This is a genomic window from Leucogemmata humicola, from assembly GCF_055379415.1.
On the sequence record NZ_AP040875.1, the window covers coordinates 4,613,516 to 4,636,308 of the forward strand.

Sequence of the window (22,793 nt, forward strand, 5' to 3'; positions counted from 1 at the left end):
CCGGCGGACTAGGCTCGCTGCCGACCTTTCATCCAGCGCGTAAACGGACTGGCGAGTCGCCAGTCCGTCGCTGCGATCATTCCACCGCGCAGCACCTTGGGCTCCTCCACCGTCACGAACGCGTCCTTGTCGTGTGCGGTGACCACGGCAAGCACCTCGTCGATGTGCCGGCGCTGTACGACTGAATTTAGAATTTCCACGGAACCGTCGCGGCCGAAACCCGCGAACTCGGTGACGCCGTAGCCGTTCTCGCGAAGCGCTTCGGCGATCTCGACTCCGGCGTGCGTACTGACGATGCGCACGGTGGCAACGCCATACGCGATCATCTGCTCGAGCGTCACGCCGACGTAGGTACCCATGGCGTAACCGCCGGAATAGCCGAGCACGTGCAGGATGCTGTCGAGATGTTTGACCGCGTTGCCGACGGCGAAGATCCAGACGAGCGCTTGGACGAAGCCGAGTACGGCGGCAATGCCGCGCTTGCCGCGGATCGCGAAGATCACGCGCATCGTGTCGCACGACACGTCCACGATCCGCAAAGCAAAGATGACCAGCGCGCCCCACGGCGAGGCGAACAGCGCGTCGACAGTCATCCCGACAACTTAGTGCAAACCAGCGCGGGCGACGATCGGAGGGCGGTTACGCCCGGGTGCGAGATCCGCTCGTTGGCGTGGGACCCTTGAGCGTCGCCTCGACGGCCAACAAGCGCGACCGCAGCTCCGCATTATCGGACTCCATCATCGCCAAACGCGCTTCGAGCTCGGCGTTCTCCGACTGCAGCTGCTGCAGCTGCGGCGCCGGAACTGGTGTCGAAGCAGCCTGCGGCATGACCGTCGGCAGCGTGACCGAACGCTTTGGCCAGAACGTTTTCGCCACGGCGAAAACGAATAGCGCGAGCAAGACGAACTGCGCGAGCACCGTCTGCCACGTTGGATAGAAGCCGAGCGCTTCGACCGTCGGCAGCCCGGGAATGGGTGTGATCGGAACGAAGTTTCCTTCCTGCAGTTCGCGAAAGCCGGTGCCCATGAACACGAACGCCATGTAGTACAGCAGTACGCTCGTCACGCTGAAGAACGGTCGCAGCGGAATTCGCACGCCGTATCGGTAGAAGAGCGTGAAGACCACGGCGAGCGCGGCGAAGCCGGCAACGATGCCGAGGCTGATCGGCAGGACGACGTGAGCGCCTTCGCTGAATAGCGCCTGATAGAACAGCGCCGTCTCCGCGCCCTCGCGATACACCGCGAGGAAAGCGACGAATGCCAGCGCGCGGCCGCCGCCGTGATCCAGCGCCGTCGTCACCTTTTCACGGATGAACTGCTGCCACTTCGCCGCTTCGACGCGCGAGATCAGCCAATAGCTGACCGAGAAGAGCACGACGACCGCGATGAGCAGCGTCACGCCTTCGATCATCTCACCGCTGGCCGGAATCGCCTTTAGCGCAGTGCGCAGAATGACCGCCGTCAGACCGCTCGCCACGAGTGCGGCCCCGATGCCCATCCAGATCGACTTGAGCCGTTCGCGATGGCCGGTCTTGATGAGGAAGGCCACGACCGCGCCAACGACCAGAATCGCCTCGAACCCTTCACGAAGGATGATGAGGAAACTCTGAAAGAACGCTTCCCAGCCGCTGCCTGCCGGCTTGGTGAGCTCCACGACCTTGGGCATGCTGGCTTCGATCGCATCGCGCGCGCGGCCGGCGCCTCGGAGGTCGTTCTCCTGAATCGCTACCTTGAACTCCGTGTACAACCGCTCCATCGACGATACGACGCCAGGATTTCTCGCGCGCGCCGGCGTTTCGATCGGCTCAAACGCGAGATAAGCATCGAGCGCGCGTTCGCCGGCATCAGAGCGCTGGCCGTTGCGCACTGCCGTCAATGACTGCTCGAGCAGCGAGAGCGAGTTGCGCGCTGCGGCGTTGGCCGATCCGCTGTCCTGGGCGGGTGTATCAGCGAAGGTCCGAGGACGCATCGGCATCGTGCGCAAATACGCGACGAGGCTCGCTGCCTGCGCCGACGTGAGCTGCGACGAGGGCATTGGCGTCGACGGCTTGCCTTCACGGATCGCGATGACCATCTGCGAATCGCTGCGCTCGACCTGCCACGCGAACGATCCGAGTTCCGGCGGAAGGCTGCTCAGCGCGCGCGACACCGCACCGTTGCCGAGTCCCGCAACGCCGTGGCAGGACGTGCAGTTCTGGAAATAGAGCCCTTCTCCCTCGACGATCTGCTGCTGCGCGTGCTGCAGACTGCCCAGATACATCACGACGTTCCAGCGCTGCTCCGCCGTAAGCTTCGATGCAAATGCTGGCATCGCCGTTCCGGTCACGCCGACAGCCATTTTGCGATAGATCATGGCGGGTGCAACGGCGCCCATCTCTTTGCTGCTACCAATAGCCGGGGGCTTTGGATTGAGCGCCGCGGCTGCAGGGCCGTCACCAAGTCCGCGCGGACCGTGACAGCTCGCGCAGTTCTCCTGATAGACCTTCTGGCCGTCGGCTAGGTCGAGCGGCTTGGAGGGAAGTTCTAACGCGGCCTCGCTGCCCAACACGGCCGCGAACCGACGATTCAGCGCTTCGAGCACCTCGGGCGGTTTCTTCGCGCTTACCGCGGCGATGATCGAATCCAGCAAAGCTCCGGCGGGAACCGCCCGCTCTCGCGGCAGGCGCGACGCCGCGGCGCGCGCATCCTTCAGGAAGTCGACTGCCTCCTGGTATTCATCCGCGGAGATCAGTCGGCCCTGCTTGTCGATCCCCTTTCCGTATTCTTCGACGGCCACGCTGACGATGTTCGCCACGCGCTGGACAGGATGCTGCTCCTGCGCCGCGATCCACCGCGGCAGTCCAACGACGGCGAGCACCGCGACGGCGCGGCACAGGCTGGTTCGGAGGCTCATTGCCGAGGGAATATATCGGGATTCTCAGGGGCGGTATAGGGCCGAAACCCTCACAACGCCCTTACCGCTCGACGATTACAACAGCGATCGCCGTGGCCTGGCTGTGCGTCAGTGAGATGTGGATCGTCGCAGCCGAGAGTTCCTCGAAACGGGCGGCCGCGCGGCCGTGAAGGCGCAGCTTGGGCGATCCATCGCTTTCAGAAAAAACTTCGATCTCACGCCACCCAATTCCGCGCGCCAGATCGTTGCCGGAAAGCGCCTTGTACGCCGCTTCCTTGGCGGCGAGTCGAACCGCGACGTGCTGAGCGGGGAAGGCCTTGGTATTGAGGTACGCCAGCTCGTCCTGCGTGAAAAGGCGCTTGAGCATCTGCTCGCGCCGCTTGGCGAACATCCGCTCGACGCGTGCAATGTCGACCGCGTCGGTGCCGATGCCCAGAATCACGCGCGGACCGGCCCTGTGTCGAGTGCGGCGTCGAGCAACGGCCACACCCGATCCGCAATCTCGAAAGTCGCTCGCAGTTGACTCGACCACACGCGCCACAGCCGCAGGTCGTCCACCGATACTCCAACGCTCGTCGCCGCCTCGCTCAAGGCCGTCAACGCATCGACAAGCGGCTCCGCGATGTCGTTGAGTGCAGCGTCGAGCGCGCGGCGCGACGGCCCGACCGCGGCGAAACGCTCTTTCGCAAACTCTCGAAGAGTTTTGTCATACGCGGCCGACAGCTCGCCCGCATTGAACGCGGCGATAATGTCTGCCGGCGACGCCGCCGCCGTTGCCGCGCGACGCGCAAGCATGAGCGGCGCGAAGAAGCGCTGCTGGTCGCCCGCTGAACTCGCGCGAGAACTCTGTCCACGACGAGAGCCCAGCGAGCGCAACGCGCGCGTGAGCTCCGGCAGCGCGCGGCAGCGGGACATCAGATCGTCGCGCAGCTTCGACGATCCGACACACGCCAGAGCGATGCGCGTCCCGTCGCGTAGAACGATCAACAACTCGTCGGCACCCTTGGAAAGCGCCGCGCCGTCGAGCATCGCGAGCGGAACTCGGATCGGTCGGTCGCCGTTGGCGCCGCGAATCACGATCGTGAGCGCATCGTCGTCGACGATAGCGCTCCCTTGGCCGAGGTCGGTCCGGCCGATGCGCGTCGCGCTGACTGTGACAGCCTCGGAACGGTCAATCATAGAAGAAACCTACGAACGAATCCGGTCACGCGAGAGGATCGCTGACACGACATTGGTCGTATCGGAAAGGTCGATGAAGACGGCTGCGGGCTCGTGTTGTAGCAGATCGTCGACCGAGTAGTGGCCCGTTGCGACGCCGATTGCGCGCGCGCCGATGCCCCGTCCGCAGTGGAGATCCGCCGGCGTGTCGCCGATCACGATGACATCCGGCCCTGCAATGTCCAACCCGAGCTCATCTCGCGCTCGTCGCTGGGCAACGGCGGGCAGTTCGCTGCGCAGCTCGTGATCGGAACCATAGGCACCGACCGCGAAGCGATCGGCATCCATTCCAGCGGAGCTGAGCTTGGCGCGCGCACCCGCCTTGAGATTGCCGGTGAGCAGTCCGAGCACGACATCGTCGCGCTGTTCGAGCGCGTCCAGCAGCTCGCACACGCCAGGCATCAGCCGGACGCCGCTCGACCCCGCGACGAGCTCTTCTTGTAGATAATCGACATAGCGATCGAGCAGCGGCGACATGTGCCGATCGATGTGCTCGTCGGCGTGTCCCTCGAAGCGCATGAGCTCGCGGACGATCTGCGGATCCGTCTTTCCATCGAAGCGATGGTCCTCGGGGCCGGTGCCACCGAACACGTCGATCAAAGCCCGATGGATGGCGCGTTTGCCAGCGCCGTCCGTGAGCAGGATGGTTCCGTCGATATCGAAGAGAACGAGCTTCACGAGCGCGTGAGAATGAGTCCAGCCATGATCGCGGCAGCGCCAACACCCTGCCAGATCGAGGGCGTTTCGTGCAGCAGCACCCACGCCACCAGCACGGCAATCACCGGTTGCAGGTTCGAATACATCGACGTGCGCGTCGGGCCCAACACTTTGACGCCGTTGTACCAGAAGTAGTACGCAATGACGAGCGCGAACACGCCGCTGTAGACGAGAGCAAGCCATCCAACCGATGGCATCGCCGACCAGTTCGTGCGCAGCACCGCCGGCGTAGCAACGAGGAGCAACGGAATAGCGCCCCCGATCATCGTGAACGCGGACAGCTGCATTCCTGGTACGCGCTCCGTGTACGGCTTGAGGAGCACGGTATAGATCGCCCACGACAGCGAACCGGCCAATACGAGGAGATCACCGAACAATGATGAGCGCCCATCGTTGCCGCTCGCGGTCGCTAGAACCACGAGACCAATCCCGGAAATCGACAGCAGAATGCCAAACACGCCGCGCGCACTCACGCGCTCGACACCGCGAATTCTGCCAATGATCGCAATGAACGCGGGAGACGCTGCCACGACGAGCGCGCCGTCAGTCGCGCTCGTGTGCGCGAGGCCCTCGACGAACAGCAGCTGATACACGCCATTGCCCAGCACGCCGAGGGCCATGAGCGAGATGATCGTGCGGGCCGGGGGCAGCGGAGCCCGACCGAGCGCAACGATCACACACAGCACTGTCGCCGCGAGCGTGACACGAAAGCCGTTGTAGGCGAGCGGATCGATGAGCGTCGTGCCGAATTTGACGACACTAAAATTGACGCCCCAGATGAGCGCCATTGCCACCAACGAAAGGTCTGTCAGCCAAACGCCCGATCGCTTCGAGACCGCCGAGCGACCGGGCGTGACTGTTTCTCCTGCAGTCGAACCCATGTGTGGAAAGTAGACGTGTGACCTTTACCCTGTCTATGTTGCGTCATGCACGTCTCATTCGCGCTATTCGCCGACGCCGCCAATTTGTCCCAGGAAGGGAAGCTGAACATCCTGGGCGTGTTCGACGCGCTACAAGTCGCGTCCTTGCCGGCCATTCATCCGCGGGCGCACCTCGTGGTGCACCTCAAAGGCACAGGCACCGACGTCGGGGCGCACACTGTGAACTTTCGGTGGCTCGGTCCCAACGGTCAGGAGCTGTGGAATAGCTCCGGAGACTTGAACGTCGGCGCGCCGCCGCCAGGTACCGCCGAGATGGATCTGCCGCTCATTGCGCAGCTTGATCTGCCAATCGATTCGGCCGGCGCCTACACCATGGCCATCGCGATCGACGGCGACCACACGATCGACGTCGGCGTGATCGTACGAACGACGCAGCAGATCGCGCCGAACGGGATGATGAGCTAGGAAGGCGCTGGGCGCTGGGCGCTAGCTGCTAGAAATTCGGAGGCGCGCCGCGAAAACGCGGCGCGCTTTTTTGTAACCGGCGGTTTTCGTTGATCGCGTTCAGAATCGACGATCTGTCCCGGCAGCTAGACAATGCGCCGCGCGAACAGGAATCGCTCGCGCAAACGATCGACGTATGGATCGCGACGATCGTTCAACTTCTCAACGGCATAGCCACCGCGACCCAGCGCCAGGTGAACCATCTGCCGGCGCCCAAGCGCGATGCCGACGTGCGTCACGCGACGGTCTTCGCGGTCGGAGAAAAACAACAAATCGGCAGGAAGCAGTTCGCCCACATCCTGCCCTGCATCCTCACCCATCTCGGCCTGCTGCCACGCGTCGCGCGGCAGCTGAATTCCGTGCAGCGCGAATACGCTCTGCACGAGCCCCGAGCAATCGGCGCCCCATGGCGTCACACCGCCCCACAGATAGCTAGTCGCCATGAAGAGATCCTGCGCGCTGCGAATGATCGCGGCCGGATTCTTCGGGAAACGATTCGCGAGTTGAAGCGCCTCGACCGCTTCCCCTGAATTCACGCTTTCGTCCGGCGCAAGAATGGCCCGCAACGGAAGAAGCCTACGCGCTCCGGTCGACGTCTGCGTCACACAACCCAGCGACACGCGCGACGGCTGACGACTCTGCCGCGTCGTGCGCTCTGGCGCCCGCGACAAAAAGCCGAGGTGCATCCAGCCTTCATACTCGTCAGCGCCGCGCGCGCGAACCCAATCGCCCTCTTCATCGACGATGTCGACACGATGTCCCGCGAGCTGTTGCGAGATCATCTGACTCGCGATGCGCGGCTCACTATGCATGGGCGCAATCGGACTGCGCACAGTTGCCGAAAAGAGAACGGGAAGCGCCTCTTCGACGGGGCGCGTGTCAGTTGCCATGTTCGTCTGCCAATCCTGGAATCCCATCACGGCCACGCGCAAAGCGCACCGCACGTTCAATTGCGTCCTCGAGCGCGGCAACCGCCAGCGTTTCGATCGTCATGATGTCTGCAGCGGCGCGAGCGCCGTTCTCCGGTGACACCGCAAAGATCACATCGCCGTCCGACGATGAACCGGCTGGAGTAATACGACGAAAGAACGCCGCTCCGGCCGCACGCGCCAGCTGAGTGACCTCGACCGCCGTAAGCGGCGCACTCGACGCGACCACGGCAAGCGTCGTGTTCTGCATCGCCAGCGGATCCCTCTGTACGGCCGACGCGCCATGCCGCATCACCTTCACAGCATCGGCGAAACCGCCATCTGAATTTCGCGCGCCAGCAATGACATCGCCGCGTGCATTGCGCACATCGCCCAACGCATTCACCACCACCATGGCCGCAACGGCAACAGCATCATCGGGCGCCGCAGCGACGGAGCATCCGAACCCGCCCTTCATCGCTTTGGTGATGCCCAGCAACTTGCCGACGGTCGTACCGGTGCCCGCACCAACCGAACCTTCGAGAATGTCGCGCGACACAGCGTTCGCGGTCGCTTCGTACGCCATGTCCACGGTCGGACGCGCACTGAATTTTCCAAAGGGCCCGAGATCGAACACCACCGCCGCCGGCACGATCGGAACGACGCCGCCACCCACAGCAAAGCCGCGTCCGTGTTCTTCCATCCAGCGCATCACGCCACCGACAGCATCGAGCCCGTACGCCGATCCGCCAGTGAGCACGATCGCATCAACGCGACCGCTGACTTTGTGATCGGGCGACGCCGCATGCAGTTCGCGACTTCCGGTTGCTCGGCCAAAGATCGCGGCGCCGGCACGCAGTGGACTGTCAATGCCGCGAACGACGGTAATGCCCGTTCCTCCAGCAGCGTCGGTTGCGTGGCCTACCGCGAGGCCGAAGCGCGTGAGATCAGGCGCAGAGCGTGTGCGTGGGCTCACCCGGTTTTCGCCGGCGATGCGCCGCCCTTACCCGACGCGCCCGCGCGCTTCGCTTCACAGTTCTTGCAATGCGTGACGCCGCGCATGTTACAAATCACGCAGATGAACGTGCCGCAGCCCGCGCAGGGATAGCCCTCCGATGCGCGCTCCTCGTTGCCGCAGGCGCGGCAGACCATCGCGTCATGCTCTTGAAGCTTGGTCATGGCAAAAACATAAGGGTCGTCGCAGGGATTGCGCGAGCAACTACGCGCCGCGCGGAACGAGCAGCCGAACAGCCAAGGGCTCTACGACGACTGAAAACGGCGTGGAACCCATCAACTCACCATCCGCTTGCCACTGTAGTGGAGGAACGGTCTCGACACGGATCTGGCGCCCGCGCGCATATAGCATGCACGGATCGGAACGAAAGTCACCGCGCATCAAGCGCGCCATGATTCGGAACGCATCGCGAAGCGTGTTCGGCGAAAAGACACAGGCATCGAGCAGCCCGTCGTCGGAGCGAATCCCGGGTCCGAGCGTGATGCGATTTCCCAGCACCGCGCCGAAATTGGCGATCATCACCGCCGCAGCCTTTCGCTCGTGCGCCTCGCCGTCCACGACGATTCTCGCCGTGAAGAAATCGTGGCGAACCACTGATCGAATCGCAGCGCGCGTGCCCATGAGCGTGTACGCCAGCACACCGAGTCTACGCTTCAGCCAACTCGGCGTCTCCGCCACCATCGATGCGTCGATACCAACTCCTGCCGCGATCGCAAACCGTCGCCCGGATTCAAAGCGACCAAGATCGATCAATAGCTGATCGCCATCGAGCAGTGCGGGAACGGCGCGCTTCATCGACAGCGGAATTCCCAGCGCGCGCGCGAGCAAATTGCCCGTTCCGCCGGCGAGTACGCCAACGGGCGTCTCCGTTCCGGCGAGCGCACCGGCGACCTCCATCACAGTACCGTCGCCGCCGAGTGCAAACACCGCATCGTAGTGCGGAGCGTGGCCGCGCGCGAGTTCGGCGGCATGCCCCGGACGCTCGGTAAAGACGACATCCGTCTCCACGGACCGCGCGACCAGCGCCTTCCGCGCGCGCTCGGCGAGTCCCGTCCCTCGGCGCGAAGCCGGGTTGGTGATGACGACCGCGCGCTTGATTAGAAGCGCCACACGTGCAGCAGCGAAAGTCCGAGTTGCCAAGGCGTTTGCTGGAAGCCGGTGACCAACTGGCCCGTACAGACGCGTTGAGCCGCACCAGGATCGTACGACAGCTTCATCGAGAGGCTTGGCTTGAACCGATACTCAGCCTTTGCACCGAGCGCGTTTAGCGCGTTGAAATTTCCTTGACCCTGCAGTTGGCAGAAGCCGACGTTGGCACTCACGAACACGTTGCGGAACTGCTGTTCGACGTCGATGGTCGAACCATACAGATACTGACCGAAGCCGCTCGGGTTTGTCGTCGTGCCGGCGCTCGTATTCGTCGAACCAAGCTGCAGGCGAACGACGTCGATCCACGAACCGAGCCCCTGACGGAGCTTGTCAGCGGCGAAGGCGCTGACCGTAGGTCCAAGGAACGACGAGATGACCTGCGTCGCCTGCGGGTTTGAACCGAAATCGAAACCCGGTTTGCCAGTCAGCAAGTAGCTGATGAGATCGGATTGAGAGATGTCGTATCCTGCGTTGCTGCTGAAATCGATGCCCGGATACGGAATGAGCGGCCCGTTCAGATTGACGATGATGCCGAGATCGCGGTCGCCCAATCGACGCACCGTGTACATGGCGCGAATGTCGAGATTTGGATTCTGCCACGGTCCGTCGAACGTCACTGTTCCATCGTTCAGCACCTGAAACTCACGCTGCACCAAACCGAGGTTCAGGTTGTAGGTGCCACCAGCCGTATTGAGTTCGCCCTCGAGCGAGAACTGCGGAAGAAGCTGTCCGTTCGCTGCCGACGTCCTCGTCGACCGCGCCGTCGATGTCGTCAGGCGAAGCTCGCCGTTCAGCTTCACGTTCGCCTCGGCCGAACGCAAATGCACGTCGCCGAGCGCGATCGTTACGTTCGGCTGCAGATTCGCCATGAGCGTCGAGAAGATTTTGCTCCTGCTCTCGTCCGTCGCGCCGATCGTATCGTCGAGGATCTCGACTGACTGCTTTCGCGCAATATCCCGGTCGGCGAGGAAGATAGAGCCGCGGTCGACGTACAAGGGGCCGGTCAGCACCGGCGCTTGAATGGTTCCCGTCAGCCGCAGCGAGTCGCGGACATTCCGAGCAGGATCGAGCGTCGAGATGTAGAGATCAGCGAGCGTGCGCTTGTTGAACGCGTGAAACGCGTTGGCGCCGAGCGCGAAGCGCAGTGGCTGCTGGCCCTGGCGCGGCTGCAACAGATTCTTCGCATAGCCGGATAGCGCGACCGTCCCGCCGTCCTTCTTATCGCCGGTGGCAGTAAGAGCAACGCTGACGCTATCCTGACCGTCGGCGCTTCGCGCCCATCGTGCTTCACCGTTGATGTTCGTGATCTTCGCATTGGTCGCGTAGACGTCCGCGATTCCATCGCGCACAGATACCGAGCCGGCCAAAGTCGGCTTGAGCCAGGTGCCCGCCGCGGTGACGTCTGCCGAAAGCTGTCCAGCAAGCTTCGTCTTGGCGCGCCGCAAGAAAACGTTGAGCAGTCCGAGGTCCGTTGGCGACGCGTGCAGCGTACCGCTCAACGAGTCATCGCGCGCCTTGGCGGTGAACAACGTCACGTCGATCGGCAGATTCGCCTTTGCCGTGATTGCCGTCTTGCCCTCGCGGACGACATCGAGGCCTGCGTCGATGCGCGCATTCGCAGCAAGCGCGTTCAGCGCAATTCGATCCACGTCCACACCGAACCAGCGAACGCCCTTGAGATCGGCGTTCGCTGTAACGCGCGGTCTTGCTCTGGTGCCAGTCACCGACGCGGTGAGATCGCCCGTACCGCCAATCGTATCGCTCACCTGGGCGAGAATGCCAATGTCGCGCAGGGGAATGTGCAGCGCTTTGAGGTCAGCGGTGGCGGCGCCGGCCGCGGGCACGTTGGCGCGAGCGACGACCATTCCGGAATCGGTGTTGCGCAGGAGCAATGAATCGAGCCTGGTCCCGACGGTGTCGAAGACGAAGTGTGATGGCGCGGCGAGGCGCCAGCGTGCGTCACCGATCGACAGACCGAACGCGTCGACGCGAACGAAGTTCGTATCGCCCGACGTCGCCCAGTCCCCACTCGCCGACGCGACCGGGCCGGTCTGGCTCAGCGCGCCCGCCACAAACCGCCGATGCGACGAATCATCGAGCGTGAGCCGCCCGCCTATCGTGTCGAGCACGATGCCGGCGTATGTCACCGTGTCGATCCGCGCTTCGATCGCACCCGAGTAGTTCCCGAGCACATTGCGCAAATCGAACTTGGCCTTGAGCGCCTCACCGCGATCTCGCTTGAGGTAGAGGTTGTTTCCCAGCAAAGTCCCCTGGACGTTCAACACGTCCATCGCGCCCGTCAGATGTCCTCGAATCGACGCCGTTCCGGCCATCGAGTCGGGCAGCGTGCGCGCGGCGCCGAGCAGCGTGGTGTCAGGATGCGAGAGATATGGTCGAAGTCCGCCGAGCGAATCGACGTTGACCGAGAAACCAATGGAATCGCGCGGCTCGACCTTTGGCAGAGACAGGCCGCCAGCGAGCTCGATCGTCGCCGCGTCGGTCCGGATGCGCGCCGAGTCGATGCGCATCTCGCCGTCGGCAAAGTGCAGACGCAATCGCGACGCGGAGTATCGAATACTGTCGAGTACTGTTTTCTCCACGTCGAGTGCTGCAGTGCCGCGGAGCAGCGTCGGCTCCGTCGCCGAAATGCCGCTGACGTCCACGTCGTAATGCACGCCGAGGGGGCCAACGAGAAGTTGGTTCAGCGAGAGCAACCCACCGATGTTCGGCGATGTGAACTGTCCGCGCCCGCGCGCGCCGTATCCGCCAACCGAATCGGCATCGACGTGTCCATCGAAGCTGAAGCCGGCGCGCGAATTCTGAAGCGTCGTGACGATCTCGAGATCGGGCGACTTTCCCTTCACGTTGATCGGTCCGCTCACCAGGCCACGCAACGGATTCGGATACGATCGCGCGAGCATGGTTAGCGACAATGGCTGCGCTTCGAGCGAGACGTCGTAGAACATCAGCGTGTCGTAGATGACGCGCCCAAACCCCGTAAAGCGTGACGGCTCACCCGGCCCATCGGTGTGCGTGATGTCAGCGTTCGAAAAGCGCACGTCGAGCCACGACGAGTCGAGCGTTGCGGTGCCGGAGATGAAGCCACCCAGTCGCGGGAACGCTGGATTCAGAAACTCGATCGTGCGCAGATCGAGCGACGTGACGTCGACACGAAAGTCGTGAAACGCCGTAAACGCCGGGAGCAGAATGTCGAGCTCGCCCTTTCCTGCGAAACGAGACACTGCGCCGGGGACGTGCGCATCGCGGAACACGCCGTGCGCCTCGTCGACCACGAAATTCGTCAGCGGACCGCCGCGCGCCTTCACCGTTCCGGTGATGTCGCCCTGCCAGTCTTGCGGAAACGGCTTTCCATTGAGCGTGCGAATCAGATCGAAGTTGATCGGATCCGCGCGCAGATCGACGTTGCGGACAAGGAGCATCGGCGCGCCAGTGCCAAAACTCATGTCGCCGATCAGATGCGACTTCGTGCTCTTCACATCCATCTTCGCCAGCTTGAAGTCGACGACCTGCAGATTCTTCGGATCGTTCTTGATGAACAGATCGAGCGACCCGCCGCCCGTTTTGGGAAGCGTGGGATACACCCAGTTCACGTCATCGAGCGAAACGGTGTCGCCACGGATGGCGATATCGTACCGAACTGGAAGGTCGCTTCCCCACCACACCTTGCCGTGCCCATTGCCCGTGGACGCCGGGAGGTTGAAGTGCGGAATCTGAAACCAGACAGAATCGCCGAGCACCCGGGCAAGGCCGCGAATATTGTGAAACTTGAACGTCGGCTCGAACTCGTCAGCGGCGAGTGAGTCGACGCGAAACTCCTTTCCGTATGCCTTGTCACTGTCGGGGTCGGCAAGACGCGCGTGCGCGAGCATGCCGTGCATGTTGCGCCAAGCGTAGGTGCGACCAAAGCCGTCGAAGGTCCGAGCGACGGCCTTCTCCGGCTTCGTGAGATGCACGCGAATCACGCTGTCGCGACGGGCTCCTCGAAAACTCGTGTCGGGATGCCAGGGGAGCGTGAGTAGGAACGTCCCGTCGCGCGCCCGCGCCGAATCGATGACGATGTAGTCACCAAAGCTTCGGCGATTCTCGTCCTTTGGCGGCGGCGGTCCGGTATTCGGCGACGCGAAGATCTCTTTGAAATTCCAGACGCCCGTCTCGTGCTGCACCAGATGCACGTACGGGTGCTCGACCGACGCTCGGCGAAAGTACAGTCGCTGATCGATGAGGTCGCGCGGGTCGAAGGCGACCGTCACGCGACCGGTGCTGAGAAAGAGGTCGCCGCGCTTGTCCCGGATCGCGATGCTGTCGATCGTGACCTCGGTGAGCGAGAGCGCACTGAGCGTACCGATGTAGACCTGCGCACCCTTGAGCTTCCGCGCGATGTACGGCTCTACGGCGGAACGAAGCTGCTCACGTCCGGTCACCGAGCGCGTCAAGAAGAGGATCGTGGAAACACCCACGATCCCCAGCAGGACGAACACGATCACGGCGACGAGCGCCACGAGCTTCCGACGAGTCACGCTAGAAGGATGCGCCGATCGAAACGGTCCACACGAAACGATTAAAGAAGTTTGACGATCTGAATGGCGTGAAGACACCCGGGCAGTCTTGCGACGTGCCGACCATTTTCCCGTTCTTGACTGGAATTATGACCGGCGGCGCCGCCGGCGGCGTCACGCACAACAGCGGAGCATTCGCCGTCAGCGGATTGTCAAACGCCGCCCAATAGGCCGGGCCAGACCGGTTCCGCCGCGAAGGATTGTACCCCGCGTTCGCCTGAATAGGCCCCACCGGGGAGAAGTATCGCACCCCCATCCCCGGCGTCACGATCAGACGATCCAGATTGATCTTGTTCGTCGCGCGCTCATACGTCCAAAGCTGCCCCGCGTCGACGAACGGGATGTACTCGATCAGGTCGGGAAAAAACGGGTCGCGGATCCGAAACTCGGTGTTCAGGATCACAAGTGCGTTTCCGCCCACGGGCACCGTGCGCGCCGCCGTCGCTTGAGGATTCGCGATCAATGCGCGAGTCGTGTCGGACAGCGTATCGATCCTGAAGCTCGAAAAATCCATGAGGTACGAGAGCGGGCCAAGCTCGTTTTCGCCAAAGCCGCGATCGCTATTAGCACCGCCGGCGTAGAGACGCTCCTGCGGTGGCGGCGTGCCGTTGGCGGCAGCGACGAACCCGCCCCGAATGCGCGATGCGAACGTGACCCGCGACGTCACCGGGCGATACAACGACACGTCCGCCGTGATCTTCTGGAACGAAAGTCCGCTGTCGCTACCAATGAGCGGATTGCCCGTGCGTACCTCTACCGTCCACGCATAGCCCGAGCGAGGGCTGACCTGGTTGTCCGTTCTAGTCTGCTGGAGCGACGCGCTGGCCACGGCGAAGCGTTTGCGTCCTTGAATGTCCTGCCGCGTTTCAACGTTGCACCGCGCAAACACGGCACAGAGCACCGCGCCTTCGGCCTGGGTCTGCCCGAATTCCAGCGAATACCCGATCCGAAAGGGCGTCTGCTGCCCGATGTTTCGCGTCGCCGACGCGTCGAGACCAACGAACGTCGTTCGGAGATACGCCCGATATTCTCCACGACGCTCGGTGTACAAGGCGTACTGCGGAACCCAGTGGCCGCCGAACAGCGTCGGTTGTCGAACAGTCGCGCCCGCATAGTAGTTCAGCTTCGAACTACCAATGGTGTCCTGATCCATCTGCGGGCGATAGCAGAGGTTCTTCGTGAAGCTCGAATTCGTCGGCGATCCGTACCCAAGCTTCGACGCCCGCCCGGTGACGTCGAGCCGCCACGCGCGATCGATGAAGTTCTTGTCGGTGTACTGCGCGTCGACCTTGAAGCAGTCGAGATTGCCCCAGCCTTCCTCGAGCTGAACCTGCCGCAGAAAATCTTCCCGCAGATCGGCGATCACACGAACCACTGTGTCGGTCGCCTGCTGTGCCGTATCGATCGAGATACCGACATGTCGATACGTGCCGAGGTTGTACAGGTTCCGCGTTGCCTCTGAGAGCGCGCGATCGCTGTACCAGTTTCCTGTCTTGAAGCCGAGCAGGTCCAACACGACAGTGCTATCGATCCCGGCTTCGCGTCCTTCCTCTGGACCCGTGCGCACGACGTCGATTGCGCCAAACCGCGTCCGCGGTCCGGTCACCACATCCAGCGTGATCTCGGCGCGCTCTCGACCAAGGTGTGTCGTAAAGGCTGGAAAGACCGCCGCGAGTGGATAGCCTTGATTCCGCAGTCGCGCGGCAATCGAGTCACGGTCGGCGTACAACTGAAACTGGCCGACGCGATCGCCGACTTTGACGAGCAGATCGTGCAGCACGGCCTGACGATCGGGCACCGAATCGAGACCAGTGATGGTCACCGTATCGGCGCGAAGCGGCGGCCCTTCGTTGATGCGAAAGGTGACGGCAACGCGGTCGGGACTCAGCGGTGTGATGACCGTGTCGACTTTGGTCGCGTAGAAGCCGTTGCCCTTGTAGAAGCCCTTGATGTTCGCGACGTCCGGCGCGAGTCCCTCGTCGGGCAAGCACCTCGCCGAACCGGCATGAAAGAACCAGCCGAAATACCGGCGCGTGAACGACGACGGCGTCGTCACGACGTGAATCGACAGCTCGTCGTTCTTGAAGGTCGTGTTGCCCTCGAACTTCAGCGATCGAACTTCGCGCGCGCCTTCACGGTCGCACGAAATGTCGACGATCTGAGCGTCGGCCCGCTTGGGGGCTGCTGCGGCGACGGCGAAAACCGTCGCGAGGACGAATGTTCGGAGCGTGATTCCAGCGAAACGCGACTGCATCACCCGCCGCGGCTGCGAGGAACCTTCGACGGTCGAGGTGCCGACCCGTCGCGCTCTCGAACAAGTGGCGTTCGCTGCATCACGATCTGCGCGAGATAAAACGCGACGAGTCCGGTGGCGACGCCAATGCCGATCGCCGGCAATAGCTCGCCGGCGCTCAAGGACCGCCTATAATAGAATGGCGGACCCGCGCTTTCCGTCTCGTTTCGCGGATCACTCTTTGCAGGCATGCCTACCTCGTGTACTCCAGGCCACGTCTGACGCTGGAGAAGCGCAGATCATCGTCTCCACCACCCGGCGTTTCACGGCGGTGCTGACGCACAACGCGCCCGCCCGGGACTGCCTCCGGCGGGCGCATCTGATTGACGCTTGACGGCGGGATCGGGTAAGTTCTCGCGCCACTTTGCCAGTGTCAATGGAAGGCATCCGCCCGCTTCTCAATTTCGTTGCGCCCTCGGTGTACGTCGGATGCCTGCTCGGATGCGTCCTCACTGGATGCTCGTCGAGCGGCGCGCCGTCGCGGCACGAAGTCATCGACTCACGCGACCAGTACGATCCCCGCTCTCTAGACCCCGCACTGTCGACTGACGTTCCGACCGGGCGTGCCGTCGGCTATCTGTTCGACGGTCTCACGCGCTTCGACCCCGAGGCGAAAGTCGAACCGTCGCTCGCCGAGCGTTGGGACGTCACGCCCGACGGCATCACATACACCTTCCATCTCCGGCACGGCGTCACTTTTCACGATGGTTCCGCGTTCACCGCCGCCAACGTCGTACAAAGCTGGGAACGCGCGCTCAATCCCACGACGAAGAGCGGAGCAGCGCAGTTTCTTTTTCCGATTAAAGGCGCCCGCGAATTCAACGCGGGCTCAGCCAGAACGCTCTCTGGCGTCGTCGTCCGCGACGACACCACACTCGTCGTGACCCTCGCCGAGCCGCTCGCCATCTTCATCAAGATGCTCGCGATGCCGGTCGCGTCGGTCGTACCCGAACATCCGTCGGCCAACTTTGGCGAACACCCCATTGGCACCGGCCCGTGGAAGCTCGTCGAATGGAAGCACGACGACTATCTGCTCTTTGCCAAGAACGCGACGTACTTCGGCGGCGCGCCGAAAGTCGACACACTGCGCGCCCGCATCATCGCCGAGCCTAGCACGGGCGTCGCGGAGTTCGAGAGTGGCAACGTCGACATTCTGCAAATACCAGCCACCGAAGCATCCGACTGGCAGGAAGACGAGAGTCGCAAACAGCTCCTCATGTCGACGCCGGCACTCGAACTGGTGTACATCGGCATCAACACCACGCGCGGTCCACTGGCCGACGAACGCGTTCGTCAAGCGATCAACTACGCCATCGACATCAATCGGATCATCGAACGGTTGATCAGCGGCCGCGGGACGCGCGCTGCCGGCGTCATTCCTCCGGCGCTGGGTGGGTTTGACAGTACTCGAAAGGCGTACCCGTACGATCCGGCCAAGGCCAAGCAGTTGCTCGCCGCCGCCGGACATCCGAACGGTATCGACATCGAGCTCTGGACGTCGGTGCAGCCGGTCTATCTGCGCATCGCGCAAACGGTGCAGGCCTACCTCGCCGCCGTCGGCGTTCGCGTCAAGATCATTCAGCGCGAAGCCGCCGCGGTCCGCGGCGCCGCACGAAAGGGCCAGACCGACATGATCCTCAAGGATTGGTACGCCGACTATCCGGACGCCGAGGATTTTCTCTATCCGCTACTCCACACCGCGAGCCGCGGTGCGGGCGGCAACGTGTCGTTCTACTCGAATCCCGTGTTCGACTCGATTGTCACGAAGTCACGACACGAGCTCGACGAGACAAAGCGCAACGCGCTGTACCGCCAAGCCGATTCGATCGCGTTCGTCGCCGCGCCAATGGTCTTTCTGTACTTCTACGACGAGCTCTATGCCGTGCAGCCCTGGATCAAACACTTCGTGCCGCCGGTGATCTTCAACGGCCAGCGCTGGACCACCGTCTCGCTCGACACGAGCCGCACGTGACGCGCTTCATCGTCCGCCGGCTGCTCCTCTCGATTCCGACGCTGTTCGGCGTGCTCGTCGTCGCGTTCCTTCTCTTGTACGTTGCGCCCGGCGATCCTGTCGAAGCGATGGTCGGCGAGCGCGCCGATAGCGCAACGATCGCTCGACTCCGCCAACAGCTGCGCCTCGACGATCCGCTTCCTGTACGGTTTGGGCACTACGTCGGCAACGTCCTCAAAGGCGACCTCGGGCAATCGTACGTAACGAATCGCCCGATCACGCAGGACATTCGTGAGCGTTTTCCAAAGACGCTGCAGCTCGCCGGCGCCGCCATGCTGCTCGCGACTGTGCTCGGTATGACGCTCGGCGTATTGAGCGCGAAGCGTCCTGGCGGCCTCGCCGATCGATTCGCGCTCGGACTCGCGTACCTCGGCATTTCGTTTCCAGTGTATTGGGTAGGTCTACTGCTGATCCTGCTCTTTGCCGTCACGCTGAAGTGGCTTCCGCCGTCGGGCTACGGCGGTCTCCGTTTTCTCATTCTCCCGGCGCTCACGCTCGGTATGCGCTCCATCGCCTTTCTTGCGCGCATGACGCGCTCGGCGATGCTCGAGGCGCTCAACGCCGACTTCGTTCGTACGGCACGCGCCAAGGGACTGAACGAGTGGGCCGTGACGCTCAAGCACGCTCTGCGAAATGCGCTCATTCCGGTGATCACTGTACTCGGCCTCGACTTCGGCGCGTATCTCACCGGAAGTATTCTCACCGAGACGATCTTCTCTTGGCCCGGAATCGGCAGATACGTTGTGAACGCGATCTCCCGTCGCGATCTGCCAGCTATTCAGGGCACCGTGCTGTTTCTGAGCACAGTGTTCGTGCTCGTCAACCTGATCACCGATCTCGCGTACGCCAAAGCCGATCCGCGAGTGAGCTATGAGTGACGCCATGAAATTCGACGATTATCAACAGGCCGCGCTTCGCACCGTCAATTCGTCGCTGAACGAGCGCGACCGGCTGCTCGATGCGAGCGCGGGCCTGGCCGAAGAAGCCGCCGAAGTGCTCGGCCTCATTCGCAAGCAGGTCTTTCAGCAGCGTACCGTCGACGAAGCGAAGCTCGCCGAAGAACTCGGCGACGTGCTGTGGTGTCTCGCCGTCACCGCGCACTCGCTCGGCATTCCACTCTCGCGCGTGGCCGAATTGAATCAGGACAAGCTGCGCCAACGTCACCCGAACGGTTTTCTGGCCGATGCTCCGCGATCGCCCGAATCGTGGTCGCGTTCCGCGAAGGAGTGACTTAGCCGTTGCGATTTTCACTCGCACAAACAAAGGCCGAGAGCGACGAAGTCGCTCCCGGCCTTTCCATTTCTCTAGTGCCTAGTGCCTAGTGCATAGCGCCTAGCGCTAGTCGTCCTTCTGTCCAAAAATCGCCATGTTCGACGAATGGCCTGGCGCAACTTTGCGATCGGGATAGACCCAATGCACGGCCTGATTCACGGCGGCCGCGGCTTCGGCAAAACCCGTCGCGATGAGCTTGAGCTTTCCGGGATACGTGGTGACGTCGCCGGCAGCGTAGATCCCCGGACGACCGCTCTCCATCTGGCTGTTCACCACGATCTCGTCCTTCTCGAACGTGAGCCCCCACTCGGCCAGCGGACCGATATCGCTGACGAATCCGAGCATCGGTAGCACTGCGTCGACGTCGATCTCGCGCATCGTCTTGGCCTTGATGTCGCGAACTTCGATGTGCGTGAAACGCTCGGAACCGTCTGCGCACTTGATGTCGTGCAGCTCGTGGTAGGTGAACAGACCTGCTTTGCCCGCGTCGACCGCCGCCTGAAACTGTGCGACCGTGGCGCCATGCGCGCGAAAGCGATCGCTGCGATGCACGATCGTCACGCGCTCGGCGCGGTCGAGCAACTGCGTTCCCCAGTCGAAGGCTGAGTCTCCGCCACCGATGATCACCACGCGACGACCGCGGAACACCTCGGGATCGGTGACGATGTCGTGAATCCCCCGACCATACCATGGTTCGGCGCACGCCTGCGGAAGACGACGCGGCGAGAACGCGCCAATGCCGGCCGCAATGATGATCGAGCGTGTTGGAAAGCGATCCTTGTCGGTGACGAGAACGAAATGATCGTCCTTTTGCTCGAGGCCAATCACACGCTGGCCGAGGTGAATCGGCTGGTCGAACTGGCGCGCCTGTTCGGCGAGGTTCTTCACCAGATCCTTCGCAAGGATCTTGGGAAAGCCAGCAACGTCGAAAATGTATTTTTCGGGATACAGGGCGGTGAGCTGACCGCCGAGTTCCGGAAGCGCGTCGACGATCTGCGCCGTCGCTCGGCGCATGCCCGCATAGAATAGGGCGAAGACCCCCGTCGGTCCGCCGCCAATGATGGTGATGTCCTTGATTTCCATGCGCTGAAGAATATCGACGCACGCCGATTCGCGCTGGCCGCAATGCGGTTCCAATGGACCGACCTGAGCGCCGCGTCTTACATTTCACGGGCTATGAAGATCTATACGAAAACAGGCGACCGCGGCGACACCGGTCTGTTCGGCGGCGGCCGCGTGGCCAAGAGCCATCCGCGCGTCGAGGCCTATGGCGACGTGGATGAGCTGAACGCCGTCCTCGGATTCGTCCGCGCGACGGAGCCTCTCCCGCGCATCGACACGATCCTGGCGCCGATTCAGCAGGACCTCTTCGCCATCGGGGCGCTTCTGGCCACGCCCGATCGCGACAAGATGCGCCAACATCTCGAGAAGGCCAACGTCGACGACGCGCGCATCGCCGAACTCGAACGGGCCATCGATGCCGGGGACGACGAGCTCGAACCGCTCAAATCGTTCATTCTCCCAGGCGGTACGCAGAAGGCTGCCGCTCTCCACGTCGCCCGCACCGTGTGTCGGCGCGCGGAGCGCCGAGTCGTCGAGCTCGGGAGCGATACCGAGATTCCGCAGCTCGTTGTGATCTATCTCAATCGATTGTCCGATCTCCTCTTCACGCTCGCGCGCGTCGCGAATCGCGTGACGGGAACGAGCGAGGTGACGTGGTGAGCGATTACGGCGTGTCGCTTTACGGATACCGCATCACCATCGCTCCCGGAGCAATCGCGCGTGTCGGTGAGATCACGCGGACGGTGGCGCCGGCACATCGTTACGCCGTGATCACGGACAGCAACGTCGCACCGCTGTATGCCGAGCGTGTGCGCGACGCGCTCGATGCGTCGCGCGTGTCGGTCTTGTCGATTCCCGCGGGTGAATCGGCCAAGACGCGAGAGACGTGGGCTGAGCTGACGGATACGCTGCTCGCCGACGGCTTTGGTCGAGACACGACCATCATCGCGCTCGGGGGTGGTGTGGTTGGCGACCTCGCCGGGTTCGTTGCGGCGACCTTCATGCGTGGCGTGCCGTACGTGCAGGTGCCAACGAGTCTTCTCGCAATGATCGACGCATCCGTTGGCGGTAAGACGGGCGTAGACACGCCGGCGGGAAAGAATCTCGTGGGAGCGTTTCACCAGCCTGCGGCGGTGATCGCCGACACCGGGGTGTTGGCGACGCTGCCCATCGAGCATTTGCGCGCAGGTCTCGCTGAAGCCATCAAGCACGGCGTGATCGCCGACGCGGCGTATTTCGATTCCGTCGCGGCGGCCGCTCCTCGCATCGCGTCTCTCGCGACCGGCAGTGAAGAGATGTCGGAGTTGGTTGCGCGCAGCGTGGAGATCAAAGCGGACGTCGTTCGTCGAGACGAACGCGAGTCGGGCGTCCGAAAGGTGCTCAACTTCGGTCATACCATCGGCCACGCGATCGAGCTATGCAGCGGATTTGCGCTGCTCCATGGCGAAGCAATCGCGATGGGAATGGTTTACGAGAGCGCGCTGGCGGAACGGCTGGGAATCGCTCAGGTGGGAACCGCGGATCGGGTGCGAGATGCGGTTGCCGCCGCGGGTCTGCCACACGCGCGCCCCGAATCGATCAGCGTCGATGCAGTCCTCGACGCTGCGCGCGGCGATAAAAAGGCGCGCGCCGGGAAGGTGGAGTACGCGTTACCGCTGGCAGTCGGCAGGATGGCGGGCGCGGACCGTGGATGGTCGCTGCCCGTGAGCGACGGGGCCGTTCGCGAGATTCTCGCGTGACCAGGCGCGTTGCCGCGATTGCGGTATTCGCGGCGGCGCTCCTGGTTGGTTGCTCGCGCGACGACGGGCCGATTCGGTTTCCGCCCGTCGTGGTGATGAGCCCGTACCGTCTGTCCGGCGCGGTGGTCCGCGCCGCGTCCCGCGATTGGTGGAAAACCACGGCTCGAGTCGTACGCTCCGGCGATCCGCTGCCAGTCGGCGTGTCGATGTACTGCCTGAAGGGAACGACGCGGCGCGGCCGAGTGGTGAGGCCGGGAATCATCGCGGCGGATGCGCGCTTCTTTCCGCTCGCGCGGTATGTCGAGCTGTACGTCGGACGGAAGTATCTGGGACGCTTCCTCGTCGACGACACGGGGCTGCGGATCGTGGGTTCGCGGATCGACGTTTGGACGTCCGACTGCGGGGAGGCACACCGGTTTGGCATACAGCGGGGCACCGCTGTGCTAGTTCGCTCGGGCGGTGCAGACGTGCGTCAGGCTGGCGTGCTCAGCGGGCCGAAGTAACCTTCGGCTCGTCGTTTGCTTTGACGTGACGCCGTCCTCAACGCTAGGCCTT

General features: G+C 63.1%; 21 protein-coding genes. 7 read left to right on the forward strand and 14 right to left on the reverse strand.

Going from position 1 to position 22,793, the window contains the following annotated elements:
- Positions 1 to 8: 8 nt before the first annotated feature.
- The 6 genes from AC6H4Z_RS19760 to AC6H4Z_RS19785 all read right to left on the reverse strand — a co-directional run bounded on the left by AC6H4Z_RS19760 (position 9) and on the right by AC6H4Z_RS19785 (position 5,708).
- Positions 9 to 593: a DUF2179 domain-containing protein gene (locus tag AC6H4Z_RS19760; protein ID WP_497543679.1), complete on the reverse strand. Its 585-nt coding sequence runs from the start codon at positions 591 to 593 to the stop codon at positions 9 to 11.
- Between the two features lie 46 nt (positions 594 to 639).
- Positions 640 to 2,892, reverse strand: a complete 2,253-nt coding sequence (locus AC6H4Z_RS19765; RefSeq protein WP_497543680.1) for an FTR1 family protein — start codon at positions 2,890 to 2,892, stop codon at positions 640 to 642.
- 61 nt (positions 2,893 to 2,953) lie between these two features.
- On the reverse strand, positions 2,954 to 3,334 hold the full coding sequence (acpS, locus tag AC6H4Z_RS19770) for a holo-ACP synthase (protein WP_497543681.1): 381 nt from the start codon (positions 3,332 to 3,334) through the stop codon (positions 2,954 to 2,956).
- On the reverse strand, positions 3,331 to 4,071 hold the full coding sequence (locus tag AC6H4Z_RS19775) for a hypothetical protein (RefSeq protein ID WP_497543682.1): 741 nt from the start codon (positions 4,069 to 4,071) through the stop codon (positions 3,331 to 3,333). The genes acpS and AC6H4Z_RS19775 overlap by 4 nt, the downstream gene beginning before the upstream one ends.
- A gap of 9 nt (positions 4,072 to 4,080) precedes the next feature.
- Positions 4,081 to 4,788, reverse strand: coding sequence for an HAD family hydrolase (locus AC6H4Z_RS19780; protein WP_497543683.1), 708 nt, complete (start codon positions 4,786 to 4,788; stop codon positions 4,081 to 4,083).
- Positions 4,785 to 5,708: a DMT family transporter gene (locus AC6H4Z_RS19785; RefSeq protein ID WP_497543684.1), complete on the reverse strand. Its 924-nt coding sequence runs from the start codon at positions 5,706 to 5,708 to the stop codon at positions 4,785 to 4,787. The genes AC6H4Z_RS19780 and AC6H4Z_RS19785 overlap by 4 nt, the downstream gene beginning before the upstream one ends.
- 45 nt (positions 5,709 to 5,753) lie before the next feature.
- Between AC6H4Z_RS19785 and AC6H4Z_RS19790 the strand changes: the two genes are divergently transcribed.
- The gene (locus tag AC6H4Z_RS19790; protein ID WP_497543685.1) at positions 5,754 to 6,173 is read left to right on the forward strand and encodes a DUF6941 family protein; all 420 of its coding nucleotides are present in this window, start codon (positions 5,754 to 5,756) and stop codon (positions 6,171 to 6,173) included.
- Between the two features lie 125 nt (positions 6,174 to 6,298).
- Here AC6H4Z_RS19790 and AC6H4Z_RS19795 read toward each other — a convergent pair whose 3' ends face one another.
- The 7 genes from AC6H4Z_RS19795 to AC6H4Z_RS19825 are packed head-to-tail and all read right to left on the reverse strand — an operon-like array spanning position 6,299 to position 16,345.
- Positions 6,299 to 7,102, reverse strand: coding sequence for a C40 family peptidase (locus AC6H4Z_RS19795; protein WP_497543686.1), 804 nt, complete (start codon positions 7,100 to 7,102; stop codon positions 6,299 to 6,301).
- Entirely contained in the window at positions 7,092 to 8,096 is a 1,005-nt protein-coding gene (locus AC6H4Z_RS19800) for a P1 family peptidase (protein ID WP_497543687.1), read from the reverse strand. Before AC6H4Z_RS19800 ends, AC6H4Z_RS19795 begins: the two co-directional genes overlap by 11 nt.
- Entirely contained in the window at positions 8,093 to 8,299 is a 207-nt protein-coding gene (locus AC6H4Z_RS19805) for a hypothetical protein (RefSeq protein WP_497543688.1), read from the reverse strand. Before AC6H4Z_RS19805 ends, AC6H4Z_RS19800 begins: the two co-directional genes overlap by 4 nt.
- A gap of 40 nt (positions 8,300 to 8,339) precedes the next feature.
- Positions 8,340 to 9,245: a diacylglycerol/lipid kinase family protein gene (locus AC6H4Z_RS19810; RefSeq protein ID WP_497543689.1), complete on the reverse strand. Its 906-nt coding sequence runs from the start codon at positions 9,243 to 9,245 to the stop codon at positions 8,340 to 8,342.
- Complete coding sequence (locus AC6H4Z_RS19815; RefSeq protein ID WP_497543690.1) at positions 9,233 to 13,822, reverse strand: translocation/assembly module TamB domain-containing protein; 4,590 nt, start codon at positions 13,820 to 13,822, stop codon at positions 9,233 to 9,235. Before AC6H4Z_RS19815 ends, AC6H4Z_RS19810 begins: the two co-directional genes overlap by 13 nt.
- Before the next feature lies 1 nt (position 13,823).
- On the reverse strand, positions 13,824 to 16,115 hold the full coding sequence (locus tag AC6H4Z_RS19820; protein WP_497543691.1) for a BamA/OMP85 family outer membrane protein: 2,292 nt from the start codon (positions 16,113 to 16,115) through the stop codon (positions 13,824 to 13,826).
- A complete protein-coding gene (locus tag AC6H4Z_RS19825) occupies positions 16,115 to 16,345 on the reverse strand; it encodes a hypothetical protein (RefSeq protein WP_497543692.1) in 231 nt (76 codons plus the stop codon). Before AC6H4Z_RS19825 ends, AC6H4Z_RS19820 begins: the two co-directional genes overlap by 1 nt.
- Before the next feature lie 185 nt (positions 16,346 to 16,530).
- Here AC6H4Z_RS19825 and AC6H4Z_RS19830 point away from each other — a divergent pair, with 185 nt between their 5' ends.
- The 3 genes from AC6H4Z_RS19830 to AC6H4Z_RS19840 are packed head-to-tail and all read left to right on the forward strand — an operon-like array spanning position 16,531 to position 19,395.
- Positions 16,531 to 18,126, forward strand: a complete 1,596-nt coding sequence (locus AC6H4Z_RS19830) for an ABC transporter substrate-binding protein (protein WP_497543693.1) — start codon at positions 16,531 to 16,533, stop codon at positions 18,124 to 18,126.
- Positions 18,123 to 19,043, forward strand: coding sequence for an ABC transporter permease (locus AC6H4Z_RS19835; protein WP_497543694.1), 921 nt, complete (start codon positions 18,123 to 18,125; stop codon positions 19,041 to 19,043). The genes AC6H4Z_RS19830 and AC6H4Z_RS19835 overlap by 4 nt, the downstream gene beginning before the upstream one ends.
- 4 nt (positions 19,044 to 19,047) lie before the next feature.
- The gene (locus tag AC6H4Z_RS19840; RefSeq protein ID WP_497543695.1) at positions 19,048 to 19,395 is read left to right on the forward strand and encodes a nucleoside triphosphate pyrophosphohydrolase family protein; all 348 of its coding nucleotides are present in this window, start codon (positions 19,048 to 19,050) and stop codon (positions 19,393 to 19,395) included.
- Between the two features lie 108 nt (positions 19,396 to 19,503).
- Here AC6H4Z_RS19840 and AC6H4Z_RS19845 read toward each other — a convergent pair whose 3' ends face one another.
- Entirely contained in the window at positions 19,504 to 20,520 is a 1,017-nt protein-coding gene (locus tag AC6H4Z_RS19845; protein WP_497543696.1) for an NAD(P)/FAD-dependent oxidoreductase, read from the reverse strand.
- A gap of 93 nt (positions 20,521 to 20,613) precedes the next feature.
- On the opposite strand from AC6H4Z_RS19845, the gene AC6H4Z_RS19850 reads away from it, so the two are divergent.
- Genes AC6H4Z_RS19850 through AC6H4Z_RS19860 form a run of 3 tightly spaced genes read left to right on the forward strand, consistent with a single transcriptional unit; the run spans position 20,614 to position 22,741 of the window.
- Positions 20,614 to 21,159 (forward strand): cob(I)yrinic acid a,c-diamide adenosyltransferase, encoded by a 546-nt coding sequence (locus AC6H4Z_RS19850; protein ID WP_497543697.1) that lies wholly within the window; start codon positions 20,614 to 20,616, stop codon positions 21,157 to 21,159.
- Positions 21,156 to 22,238: a 3-dehydroquinate synthase gene (gene aroB / locus AC6H4Z_RS19855; RefSeq protein WP_497543698.1), complete on the forward strand. Its 1,083-nt coding sequence runs from the start codon at positions 21,156 to 21,158 to the stop codon at positions 22,236 to 22,238. Before AC6H4Z_RS19850 ends, aroB begins: the two co-directional genes overlap by 4 nt.
- Positions 22,235 to 22,741, forward strand: a complete 507-nt coding sequence (locus AC6H4Z_RS19860; protein WP_497543699.1) for an RlpA-like double-psi beta-barrel domain-containing protein — start codon at positions 22,235 to 22,237, stop codon at positions 22,739 to 22,741. Before aroB ends, AC6H4Z_RS19860 begins: the two co-directional genes overlap by 4 nt.
- Positions 22,742 to 22,793 lie beyond the last annotated feature (52 nt).

Coding starts and splice junctions, on each gene's coding strand:
- AC6H4Z_RS19825 (WP_497543692.1), bottom strand. CDS start 16,345: ATGCCTGCAAAGAGTGATCCGCGAAACGAGACGGAAAGCGCGGGTCCG.
- AC6H4Z_RS19785 (WP_497543684.1), bottom strand. CDS start 5,708: ATGGGTTCGACTGCAGGAGAAACAGTCACGCCCGGTCGCTCGGCGGTC.
- AC6H4Z_RS19765 (WP_497543680.1), bottom strand. CDS start 2,892: ATGAGCCTCCGAACCAGCCTGTGCCGCGCCGTCGCGGTGCTCGCCGTC.
- AC6H4Z_RS19805 (WP_497543688.1), bottom strand. CDS start 8,299: ATGACCAAGCTTCAAGAGCATGACGCGATGGTCTGCCGCGCCTGCGGC.
- AC6H4Z_RS19760 (WP_497543679.1), bottom strand. CDS start 593: ATGACTGTCGACGCGCTGTTCGCCTCGCCGTGGGGCGCGCTGGTCATC.
- AC6H4Z_RS19775 (WP_497543682.1), bottom strand. CDS start 4,071: ATGATTGACCGTTCCGAGGCTGTCACAGTCAGCGCGACGCGCATCGGC.
- AC6H4Z_RS19790 (WP_497543685.1), top strand. CDS start 5,754: ATGCACGTCTCATTCGCGCTATTCGCCGACGCCGCCAATTTGTCCCAG.
- AC6H4Z_RS19795 (WP_497543686.1), bottom strand. CDS start 7,102: ATGGCAACTGACACGCGCCCCGTCGAAGAGGCGCTTCCCGTTCTCTTT.
- AC6H4Z_RS19840 (WP_497543695.1), top strand. CDS start 19,048: ATGAAATTCGACGATTATCAACAGGCCGCGCTTCGCACCGTCAATTCG.
- AC6H4Z_RS19830 (WP_497543693.1), top strand. CDS start 16,531: ATGGAAGGCATCCGCCCGCTTCTCAATTTCGTTGCGCCCTCGGTGTAC.
- AC6H4Z_RS19850 (WP_497543697.1), top strand. CDS start 20,614: ATGAAGATCTATACGAAAACAGGCGACCGCGGCGACACCGGTCTGTTC.
- AC6H4Z_RS19820 (WP_497543691.1), bottom strand. CDS start 16,115: ATGCAGTCGCGTTTCGCTGGAATCACGCTCCGAACATTCGTCCTCGCG.
- AC6H4Z_RS19845 (WP_497543696.1), bottom strand. CDS start 20,520: ATGGAAATCAAGGACATCACCATCATTGGCGGCGGACCGACGGGGGTC.